Source organism: Pseudomonas sp. NGC7 (genome assembly GCF_047159675.1).
GTDB lineage: Bacteria > Pseudomonadota > Gammaproteobacteria > Pseudomonadales > Pseudomonadaceae > Aquipseudomonas > Aquipseudomonas kermanshahensis.
In genome coordinates this window covers 4,710,603-4,734,378 of sequence record NZ_BAAFZY010000001.1, presented here as the reverse complement: position 1 = coordinate 4,734,378, position 23,776 = coordinate 4,710,603, and the positions used below count along the sequence as shown (strand labels likewise).

The following is a 23,776-nucleotide window of genomic DNA, read 5'->3' as shown; positions in this document are numbered from 1 at the left end:
TGCAGTCTGAAATAAGTAGAGCGGCGACCTGGTGTCGCACATGCAGTGACCAAATGTCGCAGCTGAATCAATCGCGCTGATTTTATGGGTAAACCCGGTGCAAGTAAAATTTCTGTGGCAATTTATTCGTAGGATTAAGAACAAAAATCTTTCGTAACTGGCTGAAAGCCTTGAATTTCGGGCATTGCGCGCGTTTTTGTTAATTATGTTTCTTGCGCGATGTAACGAATTCCTAATTATGTAATGATAATTAATCGCATTGAGCTTGGTGCGGTGAAATTCTCCTCTTGTGAGCCTTGCAAAGTTGCCCGGGCGGGTTGGCTACTTGCAAATGCGAAAAAGGCTCGTTCTAACAGCTTCCAGCGCCTTGCGCACCGCTCTGGGTCAATACTTTATCGGTTAAGCCGTGGCGGGCCGATGAAGCGATTGCCCACTGGCCCAGCCAGTAAGCGACGATGATCAGGTAAGGCGCAGCAGCGAACGGGCTGACGAAGCGGTCGATGCCGATCAGGCTGTCAGAAAATACGAACATGCACGCGCCGAGCCCGGCGATACCGCCGCATGCCAGAGCGCGCCAGAGCATGGCACTGATCGTCAGGGCATACAGCGCCACTGGGACCAGGAGTGGGCCGAGGCTGTGGCTGGCCAGCACCCCCAGCAGCGTCGAGCCCGTCGCCGCGCTCAGCAGCAGAGCTGGCAGGGCCGGGCGTAACGTCAGGTTGCAATAGGCACGCAGGTAAGCCAGGTGGGCGCAGAGAAACGCTGCCAAACTGAACACGAACAGGTCGGCTGGGATGGCCAGAAGTACGTCACCCAGTACCGAGAAACCCAGGCCGATGACGATCCAGTGGCGGTATACAGTGTTGGGTCCCTGGTAGAGCCAGGCGATCAGTGCCAGTACCGGAACGGGTTTGACCAGCAGGCCAAGCAGGGCATTGTCGCTGGCCAGTGCATAGAGATAAAAAGCAGCGGCTGCGACGGCGATTGTGATCAGGTGGCTTGGACGAAGCATGGGCAGTCCTTGCTACTGTGCTGCCACAAGCATAGTCCGGATCCTGGGTTTTGCTTTCGTCTGCACTGGCCTCTTCGCCGGCAAGCCCGCTCCCACAGGTATCGCGCCATGCTTGAATAGGCGCAGAACCTGTGGGAGCGGGCTTGCCCGCGAAGAGGCCAGTGCAGGTAAAAAAGAAGGCCCGAGATGCTTGCGAGTCCCGGGCCTTCCTTCAACAGTCTACTGTGATCAGTGGAACTGCTCTTCCTCAGTCGAACCGGTCAGCGCAGTCACCGACGAAGCCCCACCTTGAATCACGGTGGTCATGTCATCGAAGTAGCCAGTGCCCACTTCCTGCTGGTGCGCAACGAAGGTGTAGCCTTTGCTGGCATCAGCGAATTCCTGCTCCTGCAGCTTCACGTAGGCAGTCATGTCGTTGCGGGCGTAGTCGTGCGCCAGGTTGAACATGCCGTGCCACATGTTGTGAATGCCAGCCAGGGTGATGAACTGGTGTTTGTAGCCCATGGCCGACAGCTCGCGTTGGAACTTGGCGATGGTAGCGTCGTCCAGGTTTTTCTTCCAGTTGAAGGAAGGCGAGCAGTTGTACGACAGGATCTGGTCCGGGTATTCCTTCTTGATCGCTTCAGCGAAGCGGCGGGCTTCGTCCAGGTCCGGCTTGGCGGTCTCGCACCAGATCAGGTCGGCATACGGTGCGTAGGCCAGGCCGCGGGAGATTGCCTGGTCGAGGCCTGCACGCACTTTGTAGAAGCCTTCACGGGTGCGCTCGCCGATCACGAACGGTTGGTCGTACGGGTCGCAGTCGCTGGTCAGCAGGTCGGCGGCGTTGGCGTCGGTACGGGCCAGAATGATGGTCGGCACGCCCGAAACGTCAGCTGCCAGGCGCGCGGCAACCAGCTTCTGTACAGCTTCCTGGGTGGGTACCAGTACCTTGCCACCCATGTGGCCGCATTTTTTAACCGAGGCCAGTTGGTCTTCGAAGTGCACGCCGGCAGCGCCTGCTTCGATCATGTTCTTCATCAGCTCGTAGGCGTTCAGTACGCCGCCGAAACCGGCTTCGGCGTCAGCTACGATTGGCGCGAAGTAGTCGATGTAGCCTTCGTCGCCTGGGTTCTTGCCGGCTTTCCACTGGATCTGGTCGGCGCGGCGGAACGAGTTGTTGATGCGCTTGACCACGGTCGGTACCGAGTCGACTGGGTACAGCGACTGGTCGGGGTACATGGACTCGGCCGAGTTGTTGTCGGCGGCAACTTGCCAGCCAGACAGGTAGATAGCCTGGATGCCGGCTTTGACCTGTTGTACTGCCTGGCCGCCGGTCAGGGCGCCCATGCAGTTGACGAAATCTTTTTCTGGGCGGAAGGACGGGTGGGCACCCTGGGTGACCAGCTTCCACAGTTTTTCTGCGCCCTGACGGGCCAGGGTGTGCTCCGGCTGCAGGGAGCCACGCAGGCGAACGACATCAGCGGCGGTATAGGTACGGGTCACGCCTTTCCAGCGCGGGTTTTCGGCCCAGTCTTTCTCGAGGGCTGCAATTTGCTGTTCGCGTGTCAGTGCCATGGAAATAAACCTCGTCGCATCGATCTTGGGGTAATTGTGCTGATGCTCGGGTGCAGATCAGAGGCCTGGCGGCTGTCCTGTTCGGGGGCGTGCGGCGGCGAACGCGAAGGCTCGAAGGGGAAGGGGGTGCAGGCCAGGCGAAGGTGTGCGCTGCAGGTCGGCTCGTGGTTGCCTTGCTGCGGTGCTACGCGATTGCCAGAACTGCGGTGATGCGCTTCCGTCCCTCGGGACAACTTCTTCGTTGCAGTCGCAATCCCGTCGAACCGCCTTGTGGGCCGTATAGACACGAGGCGCCTCCAGGGGTGGGAGGAGCACGCCTCGAAGGCCCTTGCCAGGGCCCCTGATTAGCGGGAGCGAGGCCATCATGCCCTTGAGAAAAAGTACCTGTCAAATGTTTTGTAGTGACTTTTTTCACTTACTACATCTTTGGTCTAATACGACTCGGCAGTCAGTTTCTAGGCCATTGGTCGAGGCCTTGAATTGCCTGGGATCAGTCCAGAAGGTCGACTTTTACACGTAAAGTCATGTTTTCACCGCGCTGGGTACTGTAAGTGTGGCTTGACGCGCTACGATCGGACTGGCTCTGCTGGTTGAACCCCGCCAAGGTGATCCATTCCCCGAGCTTGCCGGTGACTGTCGTGTCGGTGCTTTGCACTTTCACTACATCTGCACGTTCCTGGCTGATGCGATCATTATTGGTGCTTATTTGCAGACGAACCGTTTCGCCGCTCAGGCTGGGGGTAACGTAGAAACCTTGGGTCACATTGCGGTATTCGGTGTTGCTTTGAATGCGCCCATAACCGTCGGTACTGGTGCTGGTGACCGGGATGCTCTGGCCAACCTGGATCAGCGCGGCCTGGCCTTCGGTGGCCTGAACCTGCTGCATGCCGCCTTCGCGGTTGCTGGTGCCGTAGCGGATGACGTGAGCGTTGCCGCGGGTGTCCTGGAAGTTGCTGTCGTTGTTGTCGACGCTGATCAGCAGGCGTTTGGGCGCGGTGTCCAACTGTTGCAGCAGGCTGCGCAGGTCGTCGATGCGCTCGGGGCTGGCATTGACGATCAGCTTGTTCTCGAAGGCGCTGACGGTGCCGTCCTTGCCGATGAACGATTGCGCAGCGGGCAGCAGTTCGGCGCTGCTGCGGTACTGCAAGGGGAGGACTTCGGTGGCGGCGTGAGCGCTGAGGGTGGCAGCCAGCAGCAAGGAAGTGAAAAGCGGGCGTAGCGGCATGTCCATGATCTCCGCAGTGGGTATCAACATGATGGCAAATTTGCCCAGGTTGTGCAGGTTATGCATCAAGGGGCGGCATCCTGCACGTTTGAGCGGTGGCCGCTGTCAGACAAATTCCGTAACATCGCGCCCCTCGATTGCCAGCCCCTCCGCCTGGACCGCCTCACAGGAACTTCATGAAACCCGTACGACTGCGCGCCGACCTGCTCGCCGGCCTGACCACCTCGTTCGCCCTGGTGCCTGAGTGCATCGCCTTCGCCTTAGTGGCGCACCTCAACCCGCTGATGGGCCTGTATGGCGCTTTCATCATCTGTACCCTGACTGCACTGTTCGGCGGCCGTCCGGGCATGATTTCTGGTGCTGCCGGCTCCATGGCGGTGGTGATCATCGCGTTGGTGGTGCAACACGGGGTGCAGTACTTGCTGGCCACGGTGCTGCTTGGCGGGGTGGTGATGATCTTGTTTGGCCTGCTGCGCCTGGGCAAGCTGGTGCGCCTGGTGCCTTACCCGGTGATGCTGGGCTTCGTCAACGGCCTGGCGATCGTCATCGCCCTGGCTCAGTTGGAGCACTTCAAGCAAGGCGGTCAGTGGCTCAGCGGTTCGCCGCTGTACCTGATGGTCGGCCTGGTGGCGCTGACCATGCTGGTGGTCTACATACTGCCCAAGCTGACCCGCGCCGTACCGCCCGCGCTGGTGGCCATCCTGGGGGTAGGCCTATCGGTGTACCTGCTGGGTTTGCCGACCCGCACCCTCGGCGACATGGCGCACATCGCCGGTGGCTTGCCGCAAGTGACGCTGCCAGATGTGCCATGGAACCTTGAAACGCTCAAGATCATCGCACCCTACGCGGTGCTGATGGCCATGGTCGGCCTGCTGGAGACCCTGCTGACGCTCAACCTCACCGACGAAATCACCGAAAGCCGTGGCTTCCCTGACCGTGAGTGCGTGGCCCTGGGCGCCGCCAACATGGTTTCGGGCCTGTGCGGTGGCATGGGCGGCTGCGCGATGATCGGGCAGACGGTGATCAACCTCAGCTCCAATGGCCGCGGCCGGCTATCGGGCGTGGTTGCCGGGGTGATGATCCTGCTGTTCGTGTTGTTCTTGTCGCCGCTGATCGAGCGTATTCCGCTGGCAGCCCTGGTGGGGGTGATGTTCGTGGTTGCTCAGCAGACCTTCGCCTGGGCCTCGTTGCGCGTGTTGCACAAGGTGCCGGTGAACGATGTGCTGGCAATCATTGCGGTGACCATCGTCACGGTGTTCACCGACCTGGCCGTAGCGGTACTGTTTGGTATTGTCATCGCGGCGGTGAACTTTGCCTGGCAGCATGCGCGGGAGCTGTATGCCGACAGCCACGAGGAAGCGGGCGGCGGCAAGCGTTATCAGGTACATGGCACGTTGTTCTTTGCCTCGACCGCCTCGTTCCTCAACCAGTTCGATACGGCGAAGGATCCGGTGCAGGTTACGCTGGACTGCCAGCATTTGAGCTTTGTCGATTATTCGGCAGTTGCGGCGCTGAAAACCTTGCGTGAGCGGTATACCAAGGCGGGCAAGCATCTACGCGTGGTGCACTTGTCGGAGCGGTGCAAGAAGCTGTTGAAGCGGGCTGGCGAGCAGCTCTGAGAAGGTTATTACCTGCACCGGCCCCTTCGCGGGCAAGCCCGCTCCCACAGGTATGCCACCGGATTCAAGGCGAATGGAGTTCCTGTGGGAGCGGGCTTGCCCGCGAAGGGGCCGGCACAGGTGAATGAATTATTCCCCGCGGTTCTTCTTCACGATCCCGTCAGCAATGCTGGCCGGTGCCTCGGCATAGCGGATGAACTCCATCGTGTAGCTGGCGCGGCCCTGGGTCATCGAGCGCATGGAAGTGGCATAGCCGAACATTTCGCCCAGCGGCACTTCGGCGCGTATAACCTTGCCGGCTGGCGTCTCATCGCCATCCTGGATCATCCCGCGACGCCGGCTCAGGTCGCCCATGATGTCGCCCTGGTATTCCTCTGGGGTCACCACCTCAACCTTCATCACCGGCTCTAGCAGCACTGCCCCGCCTTTTTGCGACAGCTGCTTGGTGGCCATGGACGCGGCTATCTTGTAGGCCATTTCGTTGGAGTCGACGTCGTGGTAGGAGCCGTCGAACACCGCTGCCTTCAAGTTGATCAGTGGGTAGCCGGCGAGCACGCCATTCTTCATCTGCTCTTCGATACCTTTCTGGATGGCCGGGATGTACTCGCGGGGTACCACGCCACCGACGATCTCGTTGATGAATTCCAGGCCTTCCTTGCCTTCGTCGCCCGGGGCGAAGCGGATCCAGCAGTGGCCGTATTGGCCGCGCCCGCCGGATTGGCGAACGAAGCGGCCTTCGATCTCGCAGGTGTTGCGGATCTTCTCGCGATAGGCCACCTGCGGCTTGCCGATATTGGCCTCGACGTTGAACTCGCGGCGCATGCGGTCGACGATGATGTCCAGGTGCAACTCGCCCATGCCGGAGATGATGGTCTGGCCGGTTTCCTCATCGGTGCGCACGCGGAACGACGGGTCTTCCTGGGCCAGCTTGCCCAGGGCTATGCCCATTTTTTCTTGGTCGGCCTTGGTCTTAGGCTCCACGGCTACGGAGATCACCGGGTCGGGGAAGTCCATGCGCTCTAGGATGATTGGCTTATCGATGTCGCACAAAGTATCGCCGGTGGTGACATCCTTCATGCCGATCAATGCGGCGATGTCGCCGGCGCACACATCCTTGATTTCGGCGCGCTGGTTGGCGTGCATTTGCACCATGCGGCCGATGCGTTCCTTCTTGCCCTTGACCGAGTTGAGCACGGCATTACCGGAGCTGAGCACCCCGGAATACACTCGGGCAAAGGTGAGGGTGCCGACAAACGGATCAGTGGCAATCTTGAAGGCCAGGGCCGAGAAGGGCTCTTTGTCGTCGGCGTGGCGCTCAAGGTGCTGTTCTTCATCGTCCGGGTGGGTGCCCTTGATTGCAGGGATTTCCGACGGTGCGGGCAGGTAGTCGATGACCGCATCGAGCATCAGCGGCACGCCCTTGTTCTTGAACGACGAGCCAAGGATGGTCGGCACAATTTCGTTAGCAATGGTGCGCTGGCGTAGGGCGGCCTTGATCTCGTCGATGCTGAGTTCCTCGCCTTCGAGAAACTTCGTGGTCAGCTCATCGTTGGCCTCTGCCGCGGCTTCGATCATGTGCGCGCGCCATTCGTCGGCGAGCGCCTGGAGCTCGGTAGGGATCGCTTCTTCGCGGTAGGTGGTGCCGTTGTCGGCATCGTTCCAGTAGATGGCCTTCATCTTCACCAGGTCGATCTGGCCGACAAAGTGCTCTTCGCTGCCGATGGCCAGCTGGATCGGCACCGGGTGATGCCCCAGGCGCTTGTCGATCTGCTTGACCACGCGCAGGAAGTCGGCACCCTGGCGGTCCATCTTGTTGATGTAGGCCAGGCGCGGCACGTGGTACTTGTTGGCCTGGCGCCACACGGTTTCCGATTGCGGTTCGACCCCGTCGGCGCCGCTGAACACCACCACCGCGCCGTCGAGCACGCGCAGCGAGCGTTCTACCTCGATGGTGAAGTCGACGTGGCCAGGGGTATCGATGATGTTGAAGCGGTACTTGTCGGGGAACTGCTTGGTCGAGCCCTGCCAGAAGGCCGTGGTGGCTGCCGAGGTGATGGTGATGCCGCGCTCCTGTTCCTGGGCCATCCAGTCCATGGTCGCGGCGCCATCGTGCACCTCGCCCATCTTGTGATTGACCCCGGTGTAAAACAGGATGCGCTCGGTGGTGGTGGTCTTGCCGGCATCCACGTGGGCGACGATGCCGATATTGCGATACAGCTCGATGGGCGTTGTACGGGCCATGGCGGACTACCTGCGGATGGGCGGATTCTCCCACGTTAGCAGACCGGAAGAATCCTGCTTTACCGCCGGGCCGTCAGTCGACCTGAGCCTGTAGCAGCCATTGGCCGTCCACTTCACGGGCCAGGCCGCTAGCAGGCAGCAGGGCCAGCAAGCGCTCGTGCAGGGCGTCGTCGGTGAAGGTCTTGAGCTTGGCCATGTCCAGCGCGCCGACCAGGTTGAGGTCTTCTTTGTGGTACGACAGCCAGGCTTTTTTCAGCACCAGCAGCACATCGCTGCCTGCGGTGTTGGCGAAGCGGCGGTTGAGCGGGCGGCCTTCCAGGGTGAAATTGTGCGCGTGGCTGTAGCTGCTCTGGTCGCCACCGTCACGGCAGCGATGGCACTGGCACGGGCCTTCGGCGAACGCGTTGCGCAGGTAAGTGTTGAAGTCCACGACGGGCTTGAGGGACAGGCGTTTGTCGACCTCGAACAGGTCGGCGATCAGGGGTTCTTCGGCGCTCACTCGGGATCCTCGTGTGGTGTGGCGTGCATCGGCGGGCACCCTAACAGATCGGGGCGGGTGAGGCCATTTTGATCTGTTGATGACGGCCACCCAGGTGCCAGGCATGACGCTGTACCTGTGGGGGCGGGTTCACCCGCGAAGAGGCCAGTAGAGACAGCAGGCAAAGGCTGCCGTACTCTACGCGCCAAAACGCCTACACATCTAATTGAGGTAACCCCGCTTGAGCAGCAAGTACCCGTACACCGCCACCGTGACCATCAGCGCTGAAGACCGCGGGGGCGACATCGAGGCCTCGGAAAACCCCAGCATGCGCGTGGGCCTTGAAGCGGTGACCGAAACCCTGAAGAAGGTGCATTTCGTCGGTACGCTCGCAGCTCCCGAAAAGCCGGCCACGCACATCTGCGTTACCCTGGAAAACGGCCTGACCTACTACGGCCCGATCGTCAACGGCCACGCCGAACTCGAAGGTGGCTGGATCGCCTTCGAGTCCGACATGCTCACCCCTGAAGAGCTGGGCCTGTAAGCCTCAGTTCAACTCTGCCAGGCACTGCTCGAGGATATCCAAGCCTTCTTCGAGCACCTCGGCTTCGATGGTCAGTGGTGCGAGCAGGCGGATGATATGCCGCGCCTTGCCGCTGGGCATCAGCAACAGGCCTTTGCCGCGCGCTGCTTCCATGACCTTGGCCAACTGGGCCGGTGCCGGGCTGCCGTCGGCGTTGACGAATTCGATGCCGCGCATCGCGCCGACACCGGTCAGCCTCCCGATGAACGGGTACTGGGCTTTCCAGCGCTCGACGCGGCTGACAATCGCCTGTTCCTGGCGTTCGCCCCAGGTGGCGACGTTCTCGTCGGTCATCTGCGCCAGGCTCGCCAGCGCCGCTGCGCAGGCAATCGGGTTGCCCGAATAGGTCCCGCCCAGGCCACCCTTGGGCAGTGATGCCATCAATTCTTTACGGCCCACGACCGCACCTAGTGGCATGCCGCCTGCGATGCTTTTGGCCAGCAGCAGCAGGTCGGGCTCGATGCCCAGGCGCGGGAAGGCAAAGCGCTGGCCGGTACGGCCAAAGCCCGACTGGATCTCGTCGATAATGATCAAAATGCCGTGCTTGTCGCAGAAGTGGCGCAGTGCCTGGGCGAATGCTGGGTCGAGGGCGAGGAAGCCGCCTTCACCCTGGACCGGTTCGAGGATGAAAGCTGCCACATCTTCAACCGCCAGTTCGACGCTGAACAGCCGGTCCATGGCCTTGAGTGCCTGTTCGCAGGTGACGCCGGTGTCGGCACTGGGGTAGGGCAGGTGGTAGACCGGGCCTGGCAGATCGCCGACGCGTTGCTTGTACGGGGCGACCTTGCCATTGAGGTTCAGGGTTGCCAGGGTGCGGCCATGGAAGCCACCGTCGAATGCAATCATCGCGCGCTTGCCGGTGGCGCCACGGGCCACTTTCAGGGCGTTTTCCGCCGCTTCCGCGCCACTGTTGGTGAGCATGCCGGCCAGCGGGTAGCTGACCGGGACAAACTCGCTGAGGCGCTCCATCAGGGCAAGGTACGGGCCGTGGGGGGCTGCGTTGAAGGCATAGTGCGTGAGGCGGGTGGCCTGGGCCTGGATCGCTTCGACCACGGCTGGGTTGCAATGGCCCAGGTTGAGTACGCCGATACCGCCGACGAAGTCGATATAACGTTTGCCGTCGGTGTCCCAGACTTCCGCATTCTTGCCGTGGGAAAGTGTAATTGGGTGAACGATGGCAATGGACTGGCTGATACTTTCCTGATTCATGGTGCACGCGGACCTTGTTCGAGTTTCCCACTATCGAAGCGTGCCGGGGCTGTATTGCGCAAACGAATTATTTGATTGCGATCATTCCTTGGATTCGTGATCTTGTAAGATTTTGTGTTACCTGCACTGGCCTCAATCCCCTTCAGCCACCCGCTCGCGAATCCACTGCACGAAGGCCCTGACCTTCGGCACCTCCGCCGCATGCTCGGCATGGGCGATGAAGTGCCTGCCATTGCTCGGCACCGGGTGGTCCCAGGCCACCACCAGCTTGCCTTCGTTCAACTCCTCCGCCACCAGGTACCGCGGAATCAGGGCAATGCCACAGCCGGCGATAGCGGCCCGGATGCACAGGTAGAACGTGTCGAAGCGCGGCCCGTGGTAGCTGTTCTGGCTGTGCAACCCCAGCCCCAAAAACCATTCATGCCAGGCCTCCGGGCGCGATACACACTGCAGCAGGCGGTGCTCGGTCAGCGCCTCGGCGCTGGTGAAACGGTGGTTGGCGAGCAGCTCTGGGGCACACACCGGCACCACTTCTTCGCTGAACAGCTCGATACACGTCGCCCCAGGCCAGGTGCCCTGGCCGAAGAAGAAGGCGATGTCGGCCTTGGACTGCACCAGGTCGAAGGGTTCCAGCTCGTTACGGATATCCAGGTGAATACGCGGATAGCGATCACCAAACCCCTTTAGCCTGGGCACCAGCCAGCGCGCGCCGAAGGTCGGCTGGGTGGCGATGCGCAGCACTTCGGTCTCATCGCCATAGCTGAGGATGTAGCGGCTGGAGATGTCGATCTGGGTGAGGATCTTGTTCACCTCGGTCAGGTACAGCGCACCGGCCGGGGTCAGGTGCAGGCGCCGGCGAATGCGCTGGAACAGCGAGTGCGACAGCATGTCCTCCAGTTGCGCGACCTGTTTGCTGACCGCGCTCTGGGTCAGGTGCAGCTCTTGCGCCGCGCGGGTGAAGCTCAGGTGGCGGGCAGCCGCTTCGAAGCACTGGAGGGCGGTGGTCGAGGGCATCAGGCGTTTGGACATGACAGGCGCGTACCGAGCAAAAAAGGAAGAAGTTCATTCCGTATTGGAATCATGTGCTTCGAAAAGGTCGTTTGTTGACCCAGGCCTATAGATTAATACTGACCTGGATCAACGATTACAACCGGTCGTGCGAAGAGGAGGGAAGTAGCCACCGCCGGCATCTACAAAACAACAAAAAACGCACACCCGAAATTAATAAGAATTCTGCTCCATTTTTTAGCCGTCCCACGACGGCGACCCATTCGAGGGTTCTCCATGGCTTCGCTAGAAAACAAGAAACAGCGGTCCTTGCAGCACGGCCTGACGTCCCGTCAGGTGTCCATGATCTCCATCGCCGGCATCATCGGCGCCGGCCTGTTCATCGGCTCCTCCAACGCCATTGCCACCGCCGGCCCGGCCATCCTCATCTCCTACGCCATGACCGGCCTGCTGGTGCTGCTGGTGATGCGTATGCTGGGCGAAATGGCCATCGCCAACCCCAACAGCGGCTCGTTCTCCACGTACGCCTCCGAGGCCATCGGCCCTTGGGCAGGCTTCACCATCGGTTGGTTGTACTGGTGGTTCTGGGTGCTGATCATCCCGGTCGAGGCGATTGCTGGCGCAGACATCCTGCATGCCTACTTCCCCGGCGTGCCTTCGTGGTTGTTCGCCTTCCTGATCATGGTCGTGCTGTCGGGTACCAACCTGATCAGCGTGAAGAACTTCGGTGCCTTCGAGTACTGGTTCGCGCTGGTCAAGGTGGTTGCCATCGTTGCCTTCATCATCGTCTGCAGCCTGGCCGTGTTCGGCTTCTGGCCGTTGGCCGAGGTCTCGGGCGTGAGCCGGCTGTGGGACAATGGCGGCTTCATGCCCAATGGCTTTGGCACTGTGCTGGGTGGCGTGCTGATCACCATCTTCTCGTTCTTCGGCGCCGAGATCGTCACCATTGCCGCTGACGAAACAGCCAACCCGAAAGACAAGATCCGCCGTGCCACCAACCTGGTGGTGTACCGCATCGCGATCTTCTACCTGGCCTCGATCTTCCTGGTGGTGTCGCTGGTGGCCTGGAACGACCCGGCCCTGAAAGCCGTGGGCTCGTTCCAGCGGGTGCTGGAAGTGCTCAATGTGCCGGGCGCCAAGCTGCTGGTCGACCTGGTGGTGCTGGTGGCGGTCACCAGCTGCATGAACTCCGGCCTGTACACGGCCTCGCGGATGCTCTACTCCCTGGGTGCCCGTGGCCAGGCGCTGAGCATGACCAAGCGCATTTCGGGTGCTGGCGTGCCAACGGTAGCGGTCATCTTCTCGACCCTGGCAGGCTTTGCCGGTTGCTTCGTCAACTATGTGTTCCCCGGCAAGGTGTTCGGTTTCCTGCTGTCCACCACCGGCGCCATTGCCTTGCTGGTGTACCTGGTGATTGCCGTGTCCCAGCTGCGCATGCGGGCCCGTGCAGACCGTGAGGGCACGCCGCTGGAGCTTAAGATGTGGCTGTTCCCTTATCTGACCTGGCTGGTGATCGGCACCATCGTCATGGTCCTGGGCTACATGCTGTTCAGCGATGCCTACCGCTACGAGACGCTGATGACTGCCGGGGTGACGCTGTTCATCCTGCTGGTGTCGCTGACCCAGCGGCGCGGCAAGGTGGTCGCACAGACTGCTTGATCCAGAGGGGGCGCTTAGCGCCCCTTTCTCATTGGCGCTGGCCCAGCGCGGCGCTACCATCGACGCTTGCCTCACTTCCCATTCCAACAAGCACAGGAAGCGTATGAACGAGCACACCCTTTCCCTCCAGCAGCTTGCTGCACCGGAAGGCACCTGCTACGGCTGTGGCTGCTCCCACCCCAGCGGCCTGCACCTGCAAAGCCATTGGGACGCCGACGGCATCCACCTGCTGTGCCGCCACGCGCCCGACAGCACCTTCATCGGCTGGCCCGGCCTGGTTTATGGCGGCTTACTGGCCATGCTGGTCGATTGCCACTCCAACTGGACCGCCATGGCCTATCACTACCGCAACGAAGGCCGCGAACCGGGCAGCCTGCCGCGTATCGACTGCGTCACGGGCACACTCAACCTCAGCTACCTGAAACCGACCCCCATGGGTGTCGAGTTGCTGCTCAAGGCACGCGTAGAAGGCGACGTCGGGCGCAAGAGCCGGGTTATCTGTGAGGTCTGGGCAGACGATGTACTCACGGTGACGGCGGACTCGGTGTTCGTTCGGGTCGACACCGAAAAGCTCAAGCTCAAGGCCCACGGCCAGGCTTGAGCCGCCTGTGCCGATGAAGGGGCGGTGATGGTCAGCCACGCGGGATGTCACTAAAGTAACAGCTCCATTCCCCAGGCAAGGTTGACCATGACCGATCTGAGCGCATTCCCCATCACCCGCAAATGGCCCGCCCAGCACCCCGAGCGCTTGCAGCTGTATTCGTTGCCGACGCCGAATGGGGTCAAGGTGTCGATCATGCTCGAAGAGATCGGCCTGGCGTACGAGCCGCACAAAGTCAGCTTCGACAACGATGACCAGTTGAGCCCGGAGTTCATTTCCCTCAGCGCCAACAACAAGATCCCCGCCATCCTCGACCCGAACGGCCCCGGCGGCCAGCCGCTTCCGTTGTTCGAGTCGGGCGCGATCCTGCAGTACCTCGCGGAAAAGAGCGGGCAGTTGCTCAGCCAGGACCCCGCCACCCGTTACCAGACCCTGCAGTGGTTGATGTTCCAGATGGGCGGCATCGGGCCGATGTTCGGCCAGGTCGGGTTCTTCCATTTCTTTGCGGGCAAGGAATACGAAGACAAACGCCCGCGGGATCGCTACGTCAACGAATCGAAGCGCCTGCTGGGTGTGCTGGACCGCCACCTGCAAGGCCGCGAGTGGATGGTCGACGAATACAGCATCGCCGACATCGCCATTTTCCCTTGGGTGCGCAACCTCGTGGAGCGCTACAACGCCCGTGAGCTGGTCGGGTTCGATGCGTTCAAGGAAGTGCAGCGGGTGCTGGCGACGTTTTTGGAGCGGCCGGCGGTTCAGCGTGGCCTGAAAATCCCGGGATGATCGGGCATCCCTGAACCTGTGGGAGCGGGCTCGCCCGCGAATGCTGTGGTAGGTCCACCATCGCATTCGCGGGCAAGCCCGCTCCCACAGGTTCTTTATTGCAGCCTAGAAAATCTGGTTAAGAAGCCAGTACAGGCTACCTGCCAGCAGCATTGCCGCGGGCAGGGTCAGCACCCAGGCCATCAGTAAGTTGATCAACGTACGCTTCTGAATCCCCGAGCCATTGGCGACCATGGTCCCAGCCACACCCGAGCTCAGCACGTGGGTAGTCGAGACCGGCAGACCGAACATGTCGGCCGCCCCGATGGTGCACATCGCAACCACCTCCGCCGATGCGCCTTGGGCATAGCTCAGGTGGGTCTTGCCGATCTTCTCGCCCACAGTCACCACAATGCGTCGCCAGCCGACCATAGTCCCCAGCCCCAGCGCGATGGCCACAGCTACCTTGACCCACAGAGGAATGTAGCGCGTGGCGTCGTCCAGCTGTGTCTTGAACAGTTGCACATGGCTGCGGGTGTCGGCATCGAAGTTTGTCAGCTGGTGCTTGTCGAGCAGGCGGATGGCTTCGCTGGTCAGGTACATGTCATTGCGCACGTTGGCCATGGCTTCGGCCGGCACGCGCTTGAGCGAACCGTAACCCTTCACCTCTTCGCCGATCATGCCGGTGAGGGCGGCCAGGGCTGGTACCAGTTGCGGGTTGGGCTTGGGTTCGGCGATGAACGCGGTCAGGGTTTGGCGCGGGTCTGCGGGCGCCGCTTGTGGGTCATGGCGCACCAGGGCCTGGCGCGTCACTTCGGCCACGGCCGAGAACTGCAGGGCCTGTTCGCTGGGCATGGTCTTGTTCAGTGCATACGCCATCGGCAGCGTGCCGACCAGAATCAGCATGATCAGCCCCATGCCTTTTTGCCCATCGTTGGAGCCATGGGCAAACGATACCCCGGTGCAGGTCAGGATCAGTACGCCACGGATCCACCACGGTGGCGGCGTCTGGCCTTCTGGCGCCTGGTACAGCTCTTTGCGCTTGACCAGCGCGCGCAGCGCCAGCAGCAACAGGGCCGCGCAGGCAAAGCCGATCAGTGGCGAAAACAGCAGGGCATACCCCACCTTGCTGGCTTGGGTCCAATCCACGCCGCTGGTGCCGTCGCGCCCATGCATCAGCGCATTGGCCACGCCTACGCCGATGATCGAGCCGATCAGCGTGTGCGAGGAGGACGCCGGCAGGCCCAGCCACCAGGTGCCCAGGTTCCAGATGATCGCGGCCAGCAGCAGGGCGAAGACCATGGCGAAACCGGCCGAAGAACCTACCTGCAAAATCAGCTCTACCGGCAACAAGGCAATGATGCCAAAGGCCACCGCGCCGCTGGAAAGCAGCACCCCCAGGAAGTTGCACAACCCCGACCAGACCACGGCGACCGGTGCCGGCAAAGAATGCGTATAGATAACCGTGGCGACGGCGTTGGCGGTGTCATGGAAGCCGTTGACGAACTCGAAGCCCAGGGCAATCAGCAGCGCCAGGCCCAACAACAGGAAGGGGGTGACGGTGGTGATCACCGTGCCGCTGGCGCTGACGTCCTGTTTCAGGCTCCAGGCGGTGTAGGCGATGCCTGCCAGTAGCAGGCCGAAGAACAAAACCAGGGTGGCACGCCCGGGCTTGTGGGACAGCTGCGGGCGGGAATCGCGTTGGGCCAGTGGCGGCTGGCTGGCCAGGGACGGGGTTGCCATGGGGGCTCCGGTTGGCGTCGGGCGAAGGTGCCGAAGGCTGTGAGCTTAGGAGCAATTCGTGACCGGTCCGTGACCTCGGTCAATGAATTCACTAGGCTCAAGACAGACGGTAAATGCGGGAGAAAGCCATGATCCGCTGCAAACGTGTCTACGAAGCGGTCGCCGACGAAGATGGCCAGCGCGTGCTGGTCGACCGCCTGTGGCCGCGCAACAAACGCAAGGAAGACCTGCAGGGCCAATGGTTGCGCGAGGTGGCACCTTCGGACGAATTGCGCAGGGCGTTTCACCAGGGGGAGGTGGATTTCGCCGGTTTCACCCAGCGCTACCAGCAACAGCTGGCCGCCCACCCCGAGCACTGGTACCCACTGCTGGACCTGGCGGCCAAAGGGCCGCTGACCTTGCTGTATGCCGCCAAAAACACCGAGCACAACAATGCCCAGGTGCTCGCCGAGTGGCTGGAGGATGAGCTGGAACGGCGTGGCCCAGGCAGCTCGCCGGTGTGCTACGCCACCTGAGCAGTGCACACTAATGGCCATGAACCTTGTACCTGCCACCGACGCCCACCGCAGCTTTGCCCGCGACCTTACGCGCCGGGCCATGCTGCCGTACTACCGTGAGTTCGACCTGTTTTGGCTCGAAGACGCCTTCGATCAGGCCTGGGGCTGGCGCGAGCAATGGCTGGTGATGGAAGGTGACACGGTGCTGGGCTACTGCAGCCTCAGCCAAGACCGCCAGGCACTGTTCATTCGCGAGTTGCACCTGCTGCCCGAGCACCGCGGGCGCGGTATCGGCAGTGGGGTGTTGGAGGCGCTCGCTGGTTGGGCCAAGCAGCGGCGCGTGCCACTGCTGCGTTTGATGGTGTTCCGCAGCAACCCGGCCAGGCAGTTGTATCAGCGCAGGGGCTTTGTCGAAATGGGCGAAGATGAGTGCTTCGTGCGCATGCAGCGCGCAATCGACTGATAGCTCAGTGATGGCTTGTCGTGGCCGGTGACCATGGGCATAGTGGACCCAGGAATTTACAGCTGCTTACAGGAAGGTGAGCGGCGTTGGATGGTGTCTAGGGACTAAGGAGATGCACCCTATGAATGGATTCGGTCCGCGACTGCGGGAAGAACGTGAGCGGTTGGGGATGACCCAGCGGGTGTTTGGTGACATTGGTGGGGTCGAGCCCAATGCCCAGGGTAAATACGAAAGTGGCGAACGCACGCCGCGTGCCGATTACCTGGCCGCAGTGGCCGCCCATGGCGTGGATGCCCTCTACGTGCTCAGCGGTGTGCGCACCCCCGCGCCGCTGGAAAACATGACCCAGGATGAGGCCGAATTGCTGGGGGCCTTTCGGCAATTGCCGCTCGCCGATCAAGCAGCGCTCTGGCACTTGCTGGGGCGTTTGTCAGGTGAGGTTAAAAGCCGCGAAACAGTGAGGCCTTTCACACTTGGCCGTCAGGCCTATCTGACAGAAGTTTTGCGTTAGGCCCGCCATGAAAAATTTTGTTAAGGTGGCGGGATCCAATCGCCCTGTAGACGAGGTGTGTGCTTGATTAGGGTCTTAGTGGTCGATGATCACGATCTGGTACGAACCGGTATTACACGCATGCTGGCCGACATCGACGGCTTGCAGGTGGTGGGTGAGGGGGATTCAGGGGAAGCGGCGCTGAAGCTGGCCCGGGAACTGAAGCCGGACGTCGTCCTGATGGACGTGAAAATGCCGGGCATCGGTGGCCTGGAGGCTACCCGTAAACTGTTGCGCAGCCACCCTGACATCAAGGTGGTCGCGGTCACCGTGTGCGAGGAAGACCCATTCCCCACGCGCCTGCTGCAAGCCGGCGCAGCCGGTTACCTGACCAAGGGCGCCGGGCTCGACGAAATGGTCCAGGCCATTCGCCTGGCCTTTGCCGGCCAGCGCTACATCAGCCCGCAAATCGCCCAGCAATTGGCGCTGAAGTCGTTCCAGCCGCAAGGCTCGCCGTTTGATGCTTTGTCCGAGCGGGAAATCCAGATCGCCTTGATGATCGTCGGCTGCCAGAAGGTGCAGATCATCTCGGACAAGTTGTGCCTCTCGCCCAAGACCGTCAATACTTACCGTTATCGGATCTTTGAAAAACTCTCGGTCACCAGCGACGTCGAACTGACCTTGCTGGCCGTTCGCCACGGTATGGTTGACGCAAGCCTGTAAACCTCATGTCCCAAGCTTTTGATGCCAGCGCGTTCCTGGCGACCTGCAGCGGTCGCCCGGGCGTTTACCGTATGTTCGACGCCGAGGCGCGGCTGCTCTACGTGGGCAAGGCCAAAAACCTCAAGAAGCGTCTGGCCAGCTATTTCCGTAAAACCGGACTGGCCCCCAAGACCGCCGCGCTGGTGGGCCGTATCGCCCAGGTCGAGACCACCATCACCGCCAACGAGACCGAGGCACTGCTGCTGGAGCAGAACCTGATCAAGGAATGGCGACCGCCGTACAACATCCTGTTGCGCGACGACAAGTCTTACCCTTATGTCTTCCTGTCTGACGGCGACTTCCCGCGCCTGGGCATCCACCGCGGTGCAAAAAAAGCCAAGGGCCGTTACTTCGGCCCGTACCCCAGCGCCGGCGCCATTCGCGAAAGCCTTAGCCTGTTGCAAAAGGCCTTTTCGGTGCGCCAGTGCGAAGACAGCTACTACGCCAACCGCACCCGGCCGTGCCTGCAGTACCAGATCAAACGCTGCAAAGGGCCGTGTGTCGGCCTGGTGGATAAAGACGAGTACGCCGACGATATCCGCCACTCGGTGATGTTCCTCGAAGGCCGCAGCCAACAGTTGGGCAACGAGCTCAATGCCGAAATGGAGAAGGCCGCCATGGCCCTCAATTTCGAGAAGGCCGCCGAACTGCGCGACCAGATCGCCCTGTTGCGCCGCGTGCAGGACCAGCAGTACATCGAAGGCGGTACAGGCGACGTCGACGTCATCGCGGCCTTCGTCAACCCCGGTGGCGCCTGCGTGCACCTGATCAGCGTGCGCGGCGGGCGGGTGCTGGGCAGCAAAAACTTCTTCCCACAGGTGGGTATCGAGGAGGAGGTGGCTGAAGTCATGGCCGCGTTTCTGTCCCAGTACTACGTGGGCAACGCCGAGCGTGAGCTGCCTGGCGAACTCATCGTCAACGTGGTGCACGAAGACTTCGAAGCCATCAGCGAAGCACTGCAGACCCTACGCGGCCGCGAGCTGACCATCACCCACCGGGTGCGCGGCACTCGGGCCCGCTGGCAGCAATTGGCCGTGACCAACGCCGAACAGGCCCTCAACGCCCGCCTGGCCAACCGCCAGCACATGGCCGCGCGCTTCGAGGCCCTGGCCCAGGTGCTGGGCCTGGACGAAGTGCCGCAGCGCCTGGAGTGCTACGACATCAGCCACTCCAGCGGCGAAGCCACCGTGGCCAGCTGCGTGGTGTTCGGCCCCGAAGGCCCAATCAAGTCCGACTACCGGCGCTTCAACATCGAAGGCGTCACCGCCGGTGACGACTACGCCGCCATGCACCAGGCCCTGACCCGCCGCTACGGGCGCATCAAGGACGGCGAGGGCAAGTTGCCCGACGTTTTGCTGGTGGACGGCGGCAAAGGCCAGTTGAACATGGCCCGCGACGTGATGCAGGAGCTGGCCTTCACCGACCTGACCCTGCTCGGCGTGGCCAAAGGCGTGACCCGCAAGGCCGGTTTCGAAACCCTGTACCTCAACGACGTGCACCACGAGTTCACCCTCAAGGGCGACTCACCGGCGCTGCACCTTATCCAGCAGATCCGCGACGAAGCCCACCGCTTCGCCATCACCGGCCACCGTGCCCGCCGCGGTAAGGCCCGTCGCGTGTCCAGCCTGGAAGACGTGGCCGGGGTCGGCCCCAAGCGCCGGCGCGACCTGCTGAAACACTTCGGCGGCCTGCAAGAGCTCAACCGCGCCAGTATCGATGAGATCGCCAAAGCCCCCGGCATCAGTAAAAAGCTTGCCGAGTCGATTTATGCCAGCCTGCATAGCGAGTAGAATGCCGGGCTCAACCCGCAGCCAGTCGTACCGATGAATATTCCAAACCTGCTCACCGTTCTACGCGTCCTGCTCATCCCGATCTTCATCCTGCTGTTCTATATGCCCTATCACTGGAGCTATATGGCCGCCAGCAGTGTGTTCGCCGTTGCCGCCGCCACCGACTGGCTGGACGGCTACCTGGCGCGTCGCCTGCAGCAGAGCACGCCGTTCGGTGCCTTCCTGGACCCAGTGGCCGACAAACTGATGGTCGCCGTGGCGCTGGTGCTGCTGGTGCAGGTACACGCCAACTTCTGGCTGACCTTGCCCGCAGCGGTGATCATCGGCCGTGAGATCGTCGTTTCGGCGCTGCGCGAGTGGATGGCCGAACTGGGGGCGAGGGCGCACGTGGCGGTGTCCAACCTCGGCAAGTGGAAGACCGCGGCGCAGATGCTGGCGCTGGTCATTCTGCTGGGCAACCCACCTGCGGTGACGATGTGGGTGATTCTGGGTTACGGCCTGCTGCTGGTGGCGGCAGGGCTGACGCTGTGGTCGATGGCGCATTACCTGCTGGCCGCCTGGCCCCACCTGCGCGAAGGCTCGGAACAAAAATAAAACTTTTTTGAATCAAGGGGTTGACGCCGTTTTAGATATCGCTAGAATGGCACCCATCACGACGCGGGAATAGCTCAGTTGGTAGAGCACGACCTTGCCAAGGTCGGGGTCGCGAGTTCGAGTCTCGTTTCCCGCTCCAAATTCGATCCTCAGTGCGTCGCTGGGATCACAAAGAAGAGGCCTTAGGGCCTCTTTTTTTGTGCCTGGGATTTAGCGGTTACCTTTCTGGGGTGGCGTTTCAGTTTTGGAATCGATTTGTACGTCGCTACAATCACATTCGCCTAACATGCAGGAAGCTCATCATGGACATGATGGCGCTCCAACTGCTTCTTCTACCCTGGCTAAGCGTTGACACCTGGCACACTCGACATCCGAACGATGAAGAGCGCTTTTACCAGGCTCTGCACGTCGTCTTCAAAAAGCTTGGCTACTCAATCGCGTACGAGCAGTTCTACGATGCCATTCAAGCTGTCATCGTCGAGCGCACACCAGGTCATGAGCTGTTCAGGGTAAAAGAAATAGAGCGGTTTGCTCGACGTGCCGAAGTCATCGGCTCCTACCTCTTCCACGTGCGCAACTGCCAATAATGGAGTGATAGCGTGAGATTCGAACGTCATGCCGTGCTGAAGCGGCCTGCGCATTAAGCCTGTAAACAGTTCTGCCAGTTTCAACGACCTTCGCTCAGTGACTGTGCCGACCGACTGCTATGGGTCGATAGCCGCCGTTCGCGACTGACCGCTTTCGACCCAAAGGAGACGCTCGCCAACCACCGCTATCGGCTAAAAAAGCAGTTATCCATATTGCACAGTTTTGACGGCATCTCGCTGAATTTAAAAGCGCCAATTTGGTGGCGTTGAAAAATATAGGGCGGGGTACCCACCGCCCTATAATTGATTAGCTCCTTACGAATGCGAGCAGATCGGCGTTAATCGTATCGGCATTGGTTGTAGGCATTCCGTGCGGGAAGCCCGGGTAGATTTTCAGCGTACTGTTTTGCAGAAGTTTGGCTGACAGAACACCGGCATTCTCATAAGGAACGATCTGGTCATCATCACCATGCATCACCAGGACAGGAATCTTGATGCTCTTCAAATCTTCGGTGAAGTCGGTCTGGGAAAACGCCACGATCCCGTCATAGTGTGCCTTTGCACAGCCCATCATGCCTTGTCGCCACCAGTTCCAGACGATGCCCTCGGACGGTTTTGAACCCGGGCGGTTATAGCCGTAAAAAGGCCCTGCTGGAACGTCGTGATAGAACTGTGCGCGATTCGCCTGTAGTTGTGCCTGCAAGTCGTCGAAAACTGATTTAGGCAGGCCGCCAGGATTGCTCGGGGTCTGAACCATCAGCGGCGGCACAGCGCTGATGATGGCTGCTTTCGACACGCGGTCTTCGCCGTGGCGTGCGATGTAATGGATGACTTCACCTCCCCCGGTGGAATGACCGACATGGACAGCGCCTTGCACGCCGAGATGATTAACCACTGCCACGACGTCATCGGCATAGTGATCCATGTCGTGTCCATCCCAGACCTGGCTGGATCGCCCATGACCACGCCGGTCGTGTGCTACAACCCGGAAACCGTTAGCCAGGAAAAAGAGCATTTGCGCGTCCCAATCGTCCGCGCTAAGCGGCCATCCGTGGTGGAAAAAGACTACCTGGGCATCGCGTGGCCCCCAGTCTTTGTAAAATATTTCAACACCGTCTTGCGTAGTGACATACCCCATGTTCGTATCTCCAGAATGAAGTGAAGGCCTATACCGAATCGCGTTCGGAGCAGGGCCTTGAATGAACAAAGTGCAGCCCATCCGATAGGCGGTTCAGAGGGCGCGATTGTGGATTGTTGCGCCTGCCCCATGACTTCCATAACGGCTGAGCAACACATTGCATTTGTGCTGCTTGGCCGCCCTATGACTTTAGGTTTAAAGTCAACTTCAAGGTCAATAGATTTTTCAGGGTGGGTTATGAGAATAGGCGAACTGTCGAAAATCAGCGGGTTGGCGCCGTCACGCATCCGATTCTATGAGGCAAGCGGCCTGATCAGGTCCGTCGAACGCAAAGCAAATGGCTACAGGGACTATGCGCCTGATACCGAGTGGGTTCTGGAGATCATCACCGGAGCGCAGGCGGCTGGTTTTTCATTGGAAGAAATCCGGCAATTGATGCCGATGAATGCCAGCGGCTGGCAGCACGATGAGTTGCTCAGTGGGCTCAAGCAAAAGGTTGAGGAAATCGGTGTTCTACAGGAACGGCTAGCCCAGAACAAAGCGCAACTTCTGCTCGTCATCAAGGGCATCGAGGGTAAGCCCGAAGGCATGGCGTGTGCGGACAATGCGCAAATGCTGATAAATCGTTTGCGTGAAGAAGGGGGTGGCCAAGCTTCCGGCAAGCGTGCGGTAACGTCTTCCACGAGAAAAAACGCCCGCCAGGCTTCCCGGGCCTGACAGGCGTAACAGGTTTCAGCGCTCGCCAACCAGAGTGGCAAGCGGTTTAGGCGCGTAGAGCGCACTCTGGAACTCAGGCACGTATTCGTACTTCATCATTTTCCCGAGTTTCAGGGCACGGAGGTAATTCGACAGGCTGCCGTCACCCAGGGTAAGGGTGGCTGAATCCGCATCGCGGCTGGAGCCGTGGCTGAGCTGGCGGGAAACAGCGTACCCATAGACCAGTCGGCCCTGATGATCGAGGTTGGTGAAGCTGCTGGTGACGATATCGACATCATGCGAGAGGCCATTGAGCTTCTTCGCTTTGAAGGACACATCGACCTTGCCCGTCTGGCTGTCGGTGATGTCATAGACTACCGATTGCTCACCTTCCTTGCGGTCAATCCCGGTCAGCCATTTCGGCAGGTTATAGCCGACGACACCACGAACCCGCGCAAGCTCTGTATTGACCGGCAGCTTGAGCACATAGCCCCAGAAATCGCCAGACATCGACTGGCCAATCAGCGTGAACGGCCCCAGATTCGATTTGCCGGGCTTGTTGGTGATAATCGACACGGCCACTTCGTTATAGGCGTCGTTATCGCAATGTTCATAGGTGTACGCGGTGAATGCGATCAAACCCCGGCCCGGCCAGACTTGTAGGGGTTGCACGGTGGCCATTACTTCCGGAGGCATCAGGGCCCGCAGTGCGTCCAGATCGGCTGTATAGACCGCCGTAACGCGACTGTTCTGGTAGTAAAAGTTCGGGGAGTATGACTCGAAGCCAATGTCGACCTTGTGCTTTTCCAGTCCTTTGAACCAGCTCAAATCAACATCCGGCAGTTCTGCTGCAATCACTGACAAGGGCGGGTTCGAGCGATAACGGTCGTACAGGCCGCCCTTGACGACCGGCACTGTGTGGCCTGCGATATCGATTGTGTTGGTTTCAGTCGGGCTGAGCATTTCAGACGTCCCCGCCAACACAGAGTTGGCAATTGAGCTGAACAGCAATCCTGTTAATACGGCGCTTGCGAGTTTCAATCGGTCTTTCTCCGCGAGGTGGGA

At 60.7% G+C, this 23,776-nt stretch carries 23 protein-coding genes and 1 tRNA gene; 14 read left to right on the top strand and 10 right to left on the bottom strand.

The features are described from left to right. Positions 1 to 349 precede the first annotated feature (349 nt). The 3 genes from ACMCNM_RS21230 to ACMCNM_RS21220 form a co-directional block, all read right to left on the bottom strand. Complete coding sequence (locus ACMCNM_RS21230) at positions 350 to 1,012, bottom strand: lysoplasmalogenase (protein ID WP_412765351.1); 663 nt, start codon at positions 1,010 to 1,012, stop codon at positions 350 to 352. A 228-nt stretch (positions 1,013 to 1,240) separates the two neighbouring features. Further along, positions 1,241 to 2,566, bottom strand: a complete 1,326-nt coding sequence (gene aceA, locus ACMCNM_RS21225; RefSeq protein ID WP_012273289.1) for an isocitrate lyase — start codon at positions 2,564 to 2,566, stop codon at positions 1,241 to 1,243. A 490-nt stretch (positions 2,567 to 3,056) separates the two neighbouring features. Continuing rightward, positions 3,057 to 3,791 carry a secretin N-terminal domain-containing protein gene (locus tag ACMCNM_RS21220; protein ID WP_412765952.1) on the bottom strand — a complete coding sequence of 245 codons (735 nt, stop codon included), beginning with the start codon at positions 3,789 to 3,791 and terminating at the stop codon, positions 3,057 to 3,059. Between the two features lie 176 nt (positions 3,792 to 3,967). Here ACMCNM_RS21220 and ACMCNM_RS21215 point away from each other — a divergent pair, with 176 nt between their 5' ends. After that, positions 3,968 to 5,410 carry a SulP family inorganic anion transporter gene (locus tag ACMCNM_RS21215; protein ID WP_412765350.1) on the top strand — a complete coding sequence of 481 codons (1,443 nt, stop codon included), beginning with the start codon at positions 3,968 to 3,970 and terminating at the stop codon, positions 5,408 to 5,410. 129 nt (positions 5,411 to 5,539) lie between these two features. On the opposite strand, the gene fusA is transcribed toward ACMCNM_RS21215, so the two are convergent. Further along, positions 5,540 to 7,651, bottom strand: a complete 2,112-nt coding sequence (gene fusA, locus ACMCNM_RS21210) for an elongation factor G (protein ID WP_186680792.1) — start codon at positions 7,649 to 7,651, stop codon at positions 5,540 to 5,542. Between the two features lie 73 nt (positions 7,652 to 7,724). Further along, entirely contained in the window at positions 7,725 to 8,150 is a 426-nt protein-coding gene (locus ACMCNM_RS21205; RefSeq protein ID WP_186680795.1) for a hypothetical protein, read from the bottom strand. Positions 8,151 to 8,370: 220 nt separating this feature from the next. Here ACMCNM_RS21205 and ACMCNM_RS21200 point away from each other — a divergent pair, with 220 nt between their 5' ends. Next, complete coding sequence (locus ACMCNM_RS21200; RefSeq protein WP_186680798.1) at positions 8,371 to 8,673, top strand: hypothetical protein; 303 nt, start codon at positions 8,371 to 8,373, stop codon at positions 8,671 to 8,673. Positions 8,674 to 8,676: 3 nt separating this feature from the next. Here ACMCNM_RS21200 and ACMCNM_RS21195 read toward each other — a convergent pair whose 3' ends face one another. Together ACMCNM_RS21195 and gcvA are read right to left on the bottom strand one after the other, a co-directional pair. Next, positions 8,677 to 9,921, bottom strand: a complete 1,245-nt coding sequence (locus tag ACMCNM_RS21195) for an aspartate aminotransferase family protein (RefSeq protein WP_186680800.1) — start codon at positions 9,919 to 9,921, stop codon at positions 8,677 to 8,679. 132 nt (positions 9,922 to 10,053) lie between these two features. After that, positions 10,054 to 10,950, bottom strand: a complete 897-nt coding sequence (gcvA, locus tag ACMCNM_RS21190) for a transcriptional regulator GcvA (protein WP_027592802.1) — start codon at positions 10,948 to 10,950, stop codon at positions 10,054 to 10,056. A gap of 255 nt (positions 10,951 to 11,205) precedes the next feature. Here gcvA and ACMCNM_RS21185 point away from each other — a divergent pair, with 255 nt between their 5' ends. From ACMCNM_RS21185 to ACMCNM_RS21175, 3 genes are all read left to right on the top strand, one after another. After that, complete coding sequence (locus ACMCNM_RS21185; RefSeq protein ID WP_027592801.1) at positions 11,206 to 12,588, top strand: amino acid permease; 1,383 nt, start codon at positions 11,206 to 11,208, stop codon at positions 12,586 to 12,588. Positions 12,589 to 12,691: 103 nt separating this feature from the next. Then, the gene (locus ACMCNM_RS21180) at positions 12,692 to 13,189 is read left to right on the top strand and encodes a PaaI family thioesterase (protein ID WP_099428755.1); all 498 of its coding nucleotides are present in this window, start codon (positions 12,692 to 12,694) and stop codon (positions 13,187 to 13,189) included. Positions 13,190 to 13,276: 87 nt separating this feature from the next. Continuing rightward, complete coding sequence (locus ACMCNM_RS21175; RefSeq protein ID WP_027592799.1) at positions 13,277 to 13,972, top strand: glutathione S-transferase N-terminal domain-containing protein; 696 nt, start codon at positions 13,277 to 13,279, stop codon at positions 13,970 to 13,972. A gap of 105 nt (positions 13,973 to 14,077) precedes the next feature. Here ACMCNM_RS21175 and ACMCNM_RS21170 read toward each other — a convergent pair whose 3' ends face one another. Beyond that, positions 14,078 to 15,694, bottom strand: a complete 1,617-nt coding sequence (locus ACMCNM_RS21170) for an inorganic phosphate transporter (RefSeq protein WP_252825145.1) — start codon at positions 15,692 to 15,694, stop codon at positions 14,078 to 14,080. 128 nt (positions 15,695 to 15,822) lie between these two features. Here ACMCNM_RS21170 and ACMCNM_RS21165 point away from each other — a divergent pair, with 128 nt between their 5' ends. The 8 genes from ACMCNM_RS21165 to ACMCNM_RS21130 all read left to right on the top strand — a co-directional run bounded on the left by ACMCNM_RS21165 (position 15,823) and on the right by ACMCNM_RS21130 (position 20,877). Beyond that, entirely contained in the window at positions 15,823 to 16,209 is a 387-nt protein-coding gene (locus tag ACMCNM_RS21165) for a DUF488 domain-containing protein (protein WP_099428758.1), read from the top strand. 13 nt (positions 16,210 to 16,222) lie between these two features. Next, a complete protein-coding gene (locus ACMCNM_RS21160; RefSeq protein WP_412765349.1) occupies positions 16,223 to 16,654 on the top strand; it encodes a GNAT family N-acetyltransferase in 432 nt (143 codons plus the stop codon). Positions 16,655 to 16,775: 121 nt separating this feature from the next. Continuing rightward, positions 16,776 to 17,165 carry a helix-turn-helix domain-containing protein gene (locus ACMCNM_RS21155; protein ID WP_027592795.1) on the top strand — a complete coding sequence of 130 codons (390 nt, stop codon included), beginning with the start codon at positions 16,776 to 16,778 and terminating at the stop codon, positions 17,163 to 17,165. 63 nt (positions 17,166 to 17,228) lie between these two features. Then, on the top strand, positions 17,229 to 17,867 hold the full coding sequence (gene uvrY / locus ACMCNM_RS21150) for a UvrY/SirA/GacA family response regulator transcription factor (protein ID WP_027592794.1): 639 nt from the start codon (positions 17,229 to 17,231) through the stop codon (positions 17,865 to 17,867). Positions 17,868 to 17,872: 5 nt separating this feature from the next. Next, positions 17,873 to 19,696 carry an excinuclease ABC subunit UvrC gene (gene uvrC / locus ACMCNM_RS21145; protein WP_085272601.1) on the top strand — a complete coding sequence of 608 codons (1,824 nt, stop codon included), beginning with the start codon at positions 17,873 to 17,875 and terminating at the stop codon, positions 19,694 to 19,696. 33 nt (positions 19,697 to 19,729) lie between these two features. Then, positions 19,730 to 20,290: a CDP-diacylglycerol--glycerol-3-phosphate 3-phosphatidyltransferase gene (pgsA, locus tag ACMCNM_RS21140; protein ID WP_027592792.1), complete on the top strand. Its 561-nt coding sequence runs from the start codon at positions 19,730 to 19,732 to the stop codon at positions 20,288 to 20,290. A gap of 63 nt (positions 20,291 to 20,353) precedes the next feature. After that, positions 20,354 to 20,429 (top strand) — tRNA-Gly (locus ACMCNM_RS21135). Positions 20,430 to 20,592: 163 nt separating this feature from the next. Beyond that, positions 20,593 to 20,877: a hypothetical protein gene (locus tag ACMCNM_RS21130; RefSeq protein ID WP_274888272.1), complete on the top strand. Its 285-nt coding sequence runs from the start codon at positions 20,593 to 20,595 to the stop codon at positions 20,875 to 20,877. Positions 20,878 to 21,184: 307 nt separating this feature from the next. Here the strand turns inward: ACMCNM_RS21130 and ACMCNM_RS21125 are convergent, their stop codons facing one another. After that, positions 21,185 to 22,015: an alpha/beta fold hydrolase gene (locus ACMCNM_RS21125; RefSeq protein WP_412765348.1), complete on the bottom strand. Its 831-nt coding sequence runs from the start codon at positions 22,013 to 22,015 to the stop codon at positions 21,185 to 21,187. A gap of 237 nt (positions 22,016 to 22,252) precedes the next feature. Here ACMCNM_RS21125 and ACMCNM_RS21120 point away from each other — a divergent pair, with 237 nt between their 5' ends. After that, positions 22,253 to 22,732, top strand: coding sequence for a MerR family transcriptional regulator (locus ACMCNM_RS21120; protein ID WP_238215091.1), 480 nt, complete (start codon positions 22,253 to 22,255; stop codon positions 22,730 to 22,732). A gap of 15 nt (positions 22,733 to 22,747) precedes the next feature. On the opposite strand, the gene ACMCNM_RS21115 is transcribed toward ACMCNM_RS21120, so the two are convergent. Further along, the gene (locus ACMCNM_RS21115) at positions 22,748 to 23,674 is read right to left on the bottom strand and encodes an acetoacetate decarboxylase (ADC) (protein ID WP_412765951.1); all 927 of its coding nucleotides are present in this window, start codon (positions 23,672 to 23,674) and stop codon (positions 22,748 to 22,750) included. Between the last annotated feature and the right edge of the window lie 102 nt (positions 23,675 to 23,776).

Excerpts from the sequence above, each read along its gene's own strand:
- ACMCNM_RS21220 (WP_412765952.1), bottom strand. The coding sequence starts at position 3,791 with ATGCCGCTACGCCCGCTTTTCACTTCCTTGCTGCTGGCTGCCACCCTC.
- ACMCNM_RS21130 (WP_274888272.1), top strand. The coding sequence starts at position 20,593 with ATGGACATGATGGCGCTCCAACTGCTTCTTCTACCCTGGCTAAGCGTT.
- ACMCNM_RS21195 (WP_186680800.1), bottom strand. The coding sequence starts at position 9,921 with ATGAATCAGGAAAGTATCAGCCAGTCCATTGCCATCGTTCACCCAATT.
- ACMCNM_RS21165 (WP_099428758.1), top strand. The coding sequence starts at position 15,823 with ATGATCCGCTGCAAACGTGTCTACGAAGCGGTCGCCGACGAAGATGGC.
- ACMCNM_RS21180 (WP_099428755.1), top strand. The coding sequence starts at position 12,692 with ATGAACGAGCACACCCTTTCCCTCCAGCAGCTTGCTGCACCGGAAGGC.
- ACMCNM_RS21170 (WP_252825145.1), bottom strand. The coding sequence starts at position 15,694 with ATGGCAACCCCGTCCCTGGCCAGCCAGCCGCCACTGGCCCAACGCGAT.
- fusA (WP_186680792.1), bottom strand. The coding sequence starts at position 7,651 with ATGGCCCGTACAACGCCCATCGAGCTGTATCGCAATATCGGCATCGTC.
- pgsA (WP_027592792.1), top strand. The coding sequence starts at position 19,730 with ATGAATATTCCAAACCTGCTCACCGTTCTACGCGTCCTGCTCATCCCG.
- gcvA (WP_027592802.1), bottom strand. The coding sequence starts at position 10,950 with ATGTCCAAACGCCTGATGCCCTCGACCACCGCCCTCCAGTGCTTCGAA.
- ACMCNM_RS21160 (WP_412765349.1), top strand. The coding sequence starts at position 16,223 with ATGGCCATGAACCTTGTACCTGCCACCGACGCCCACCGCAGCTTTGCC.
- ACMCNM_RS21115 (WP_412765951.1), bottom strand. The coding sequence starts at position 23,674 with ATGCTCAGCCCGACTGAAACCAACACAATCGATATCGCAGGCCACACA.
- aceA (WP_012273289.1), bottom strand. The coding sequence starts at position 2,566 with ATGGCACTGACACGCGAACAGCAAATTGCAGCCCTCGAGAAAGACTGG.
- ACMCNM_RS21175 (WP_027592799.1), top strand. The coding sequence starts at position 13,277 with ATGACCGATCTGAGCGCATTCCCCATCACCCGCAAATGGCCCGCCCAG.
- ACMCNM_RS21215 (WP_412765350.1), top strand. The coding sequence starts at position 3,968 with ATGAAACCCGTACGACTGCGCGCCGACCTGCTCGCCGGCCTGACCACC.
- uvrC (WP_085272601.1), top strand. The coding sequence starts at position 17,873 with ATGTCCCAAGCTTTTGATGCCAGCGCGTTCCTGGCGACCTGCAGCGGT.
- ACMCNM_RS21120 (WP_238215091.1), top strand. The coding sequence starts at position 22,253 with ATGAGAATAGGCGAACTGTCGAAAATCAGCGGGTTGGCGCCGTCACGC.
- ACMCNM_RS21230 (WP_412765351.1), bottom strand. The coding sequence starts at position 1,012 with ATGCTTCGTCCAAGCCACCTGATCACAATCGCCGTCGCAGCCGCTGCT.
- ACMCNM_RS21155 (WP_027592795.1), top strand. The coding sequence starts at position 16,776 with ATGAATGGATTCGGTCCGCGACTGCGGGAAGAACGTGAGCGGTTGGGG.
- ACMCNM_RS21185 (WP_027592801.1), top strand. The coding sequence starts at position 11,206 with ATGGCTTCGCTAGAAAACAAGAAACAGCGGTCCTTGCAGCACGGCCTG.
- ACMCNM_RS21125 (WP_412765348.1), bottom strand. The coding sequence starts at position 22,015 with ATGGGGTATGTCACTACGCAAGACGGTGTTGAAATATTTTACAAAGAC.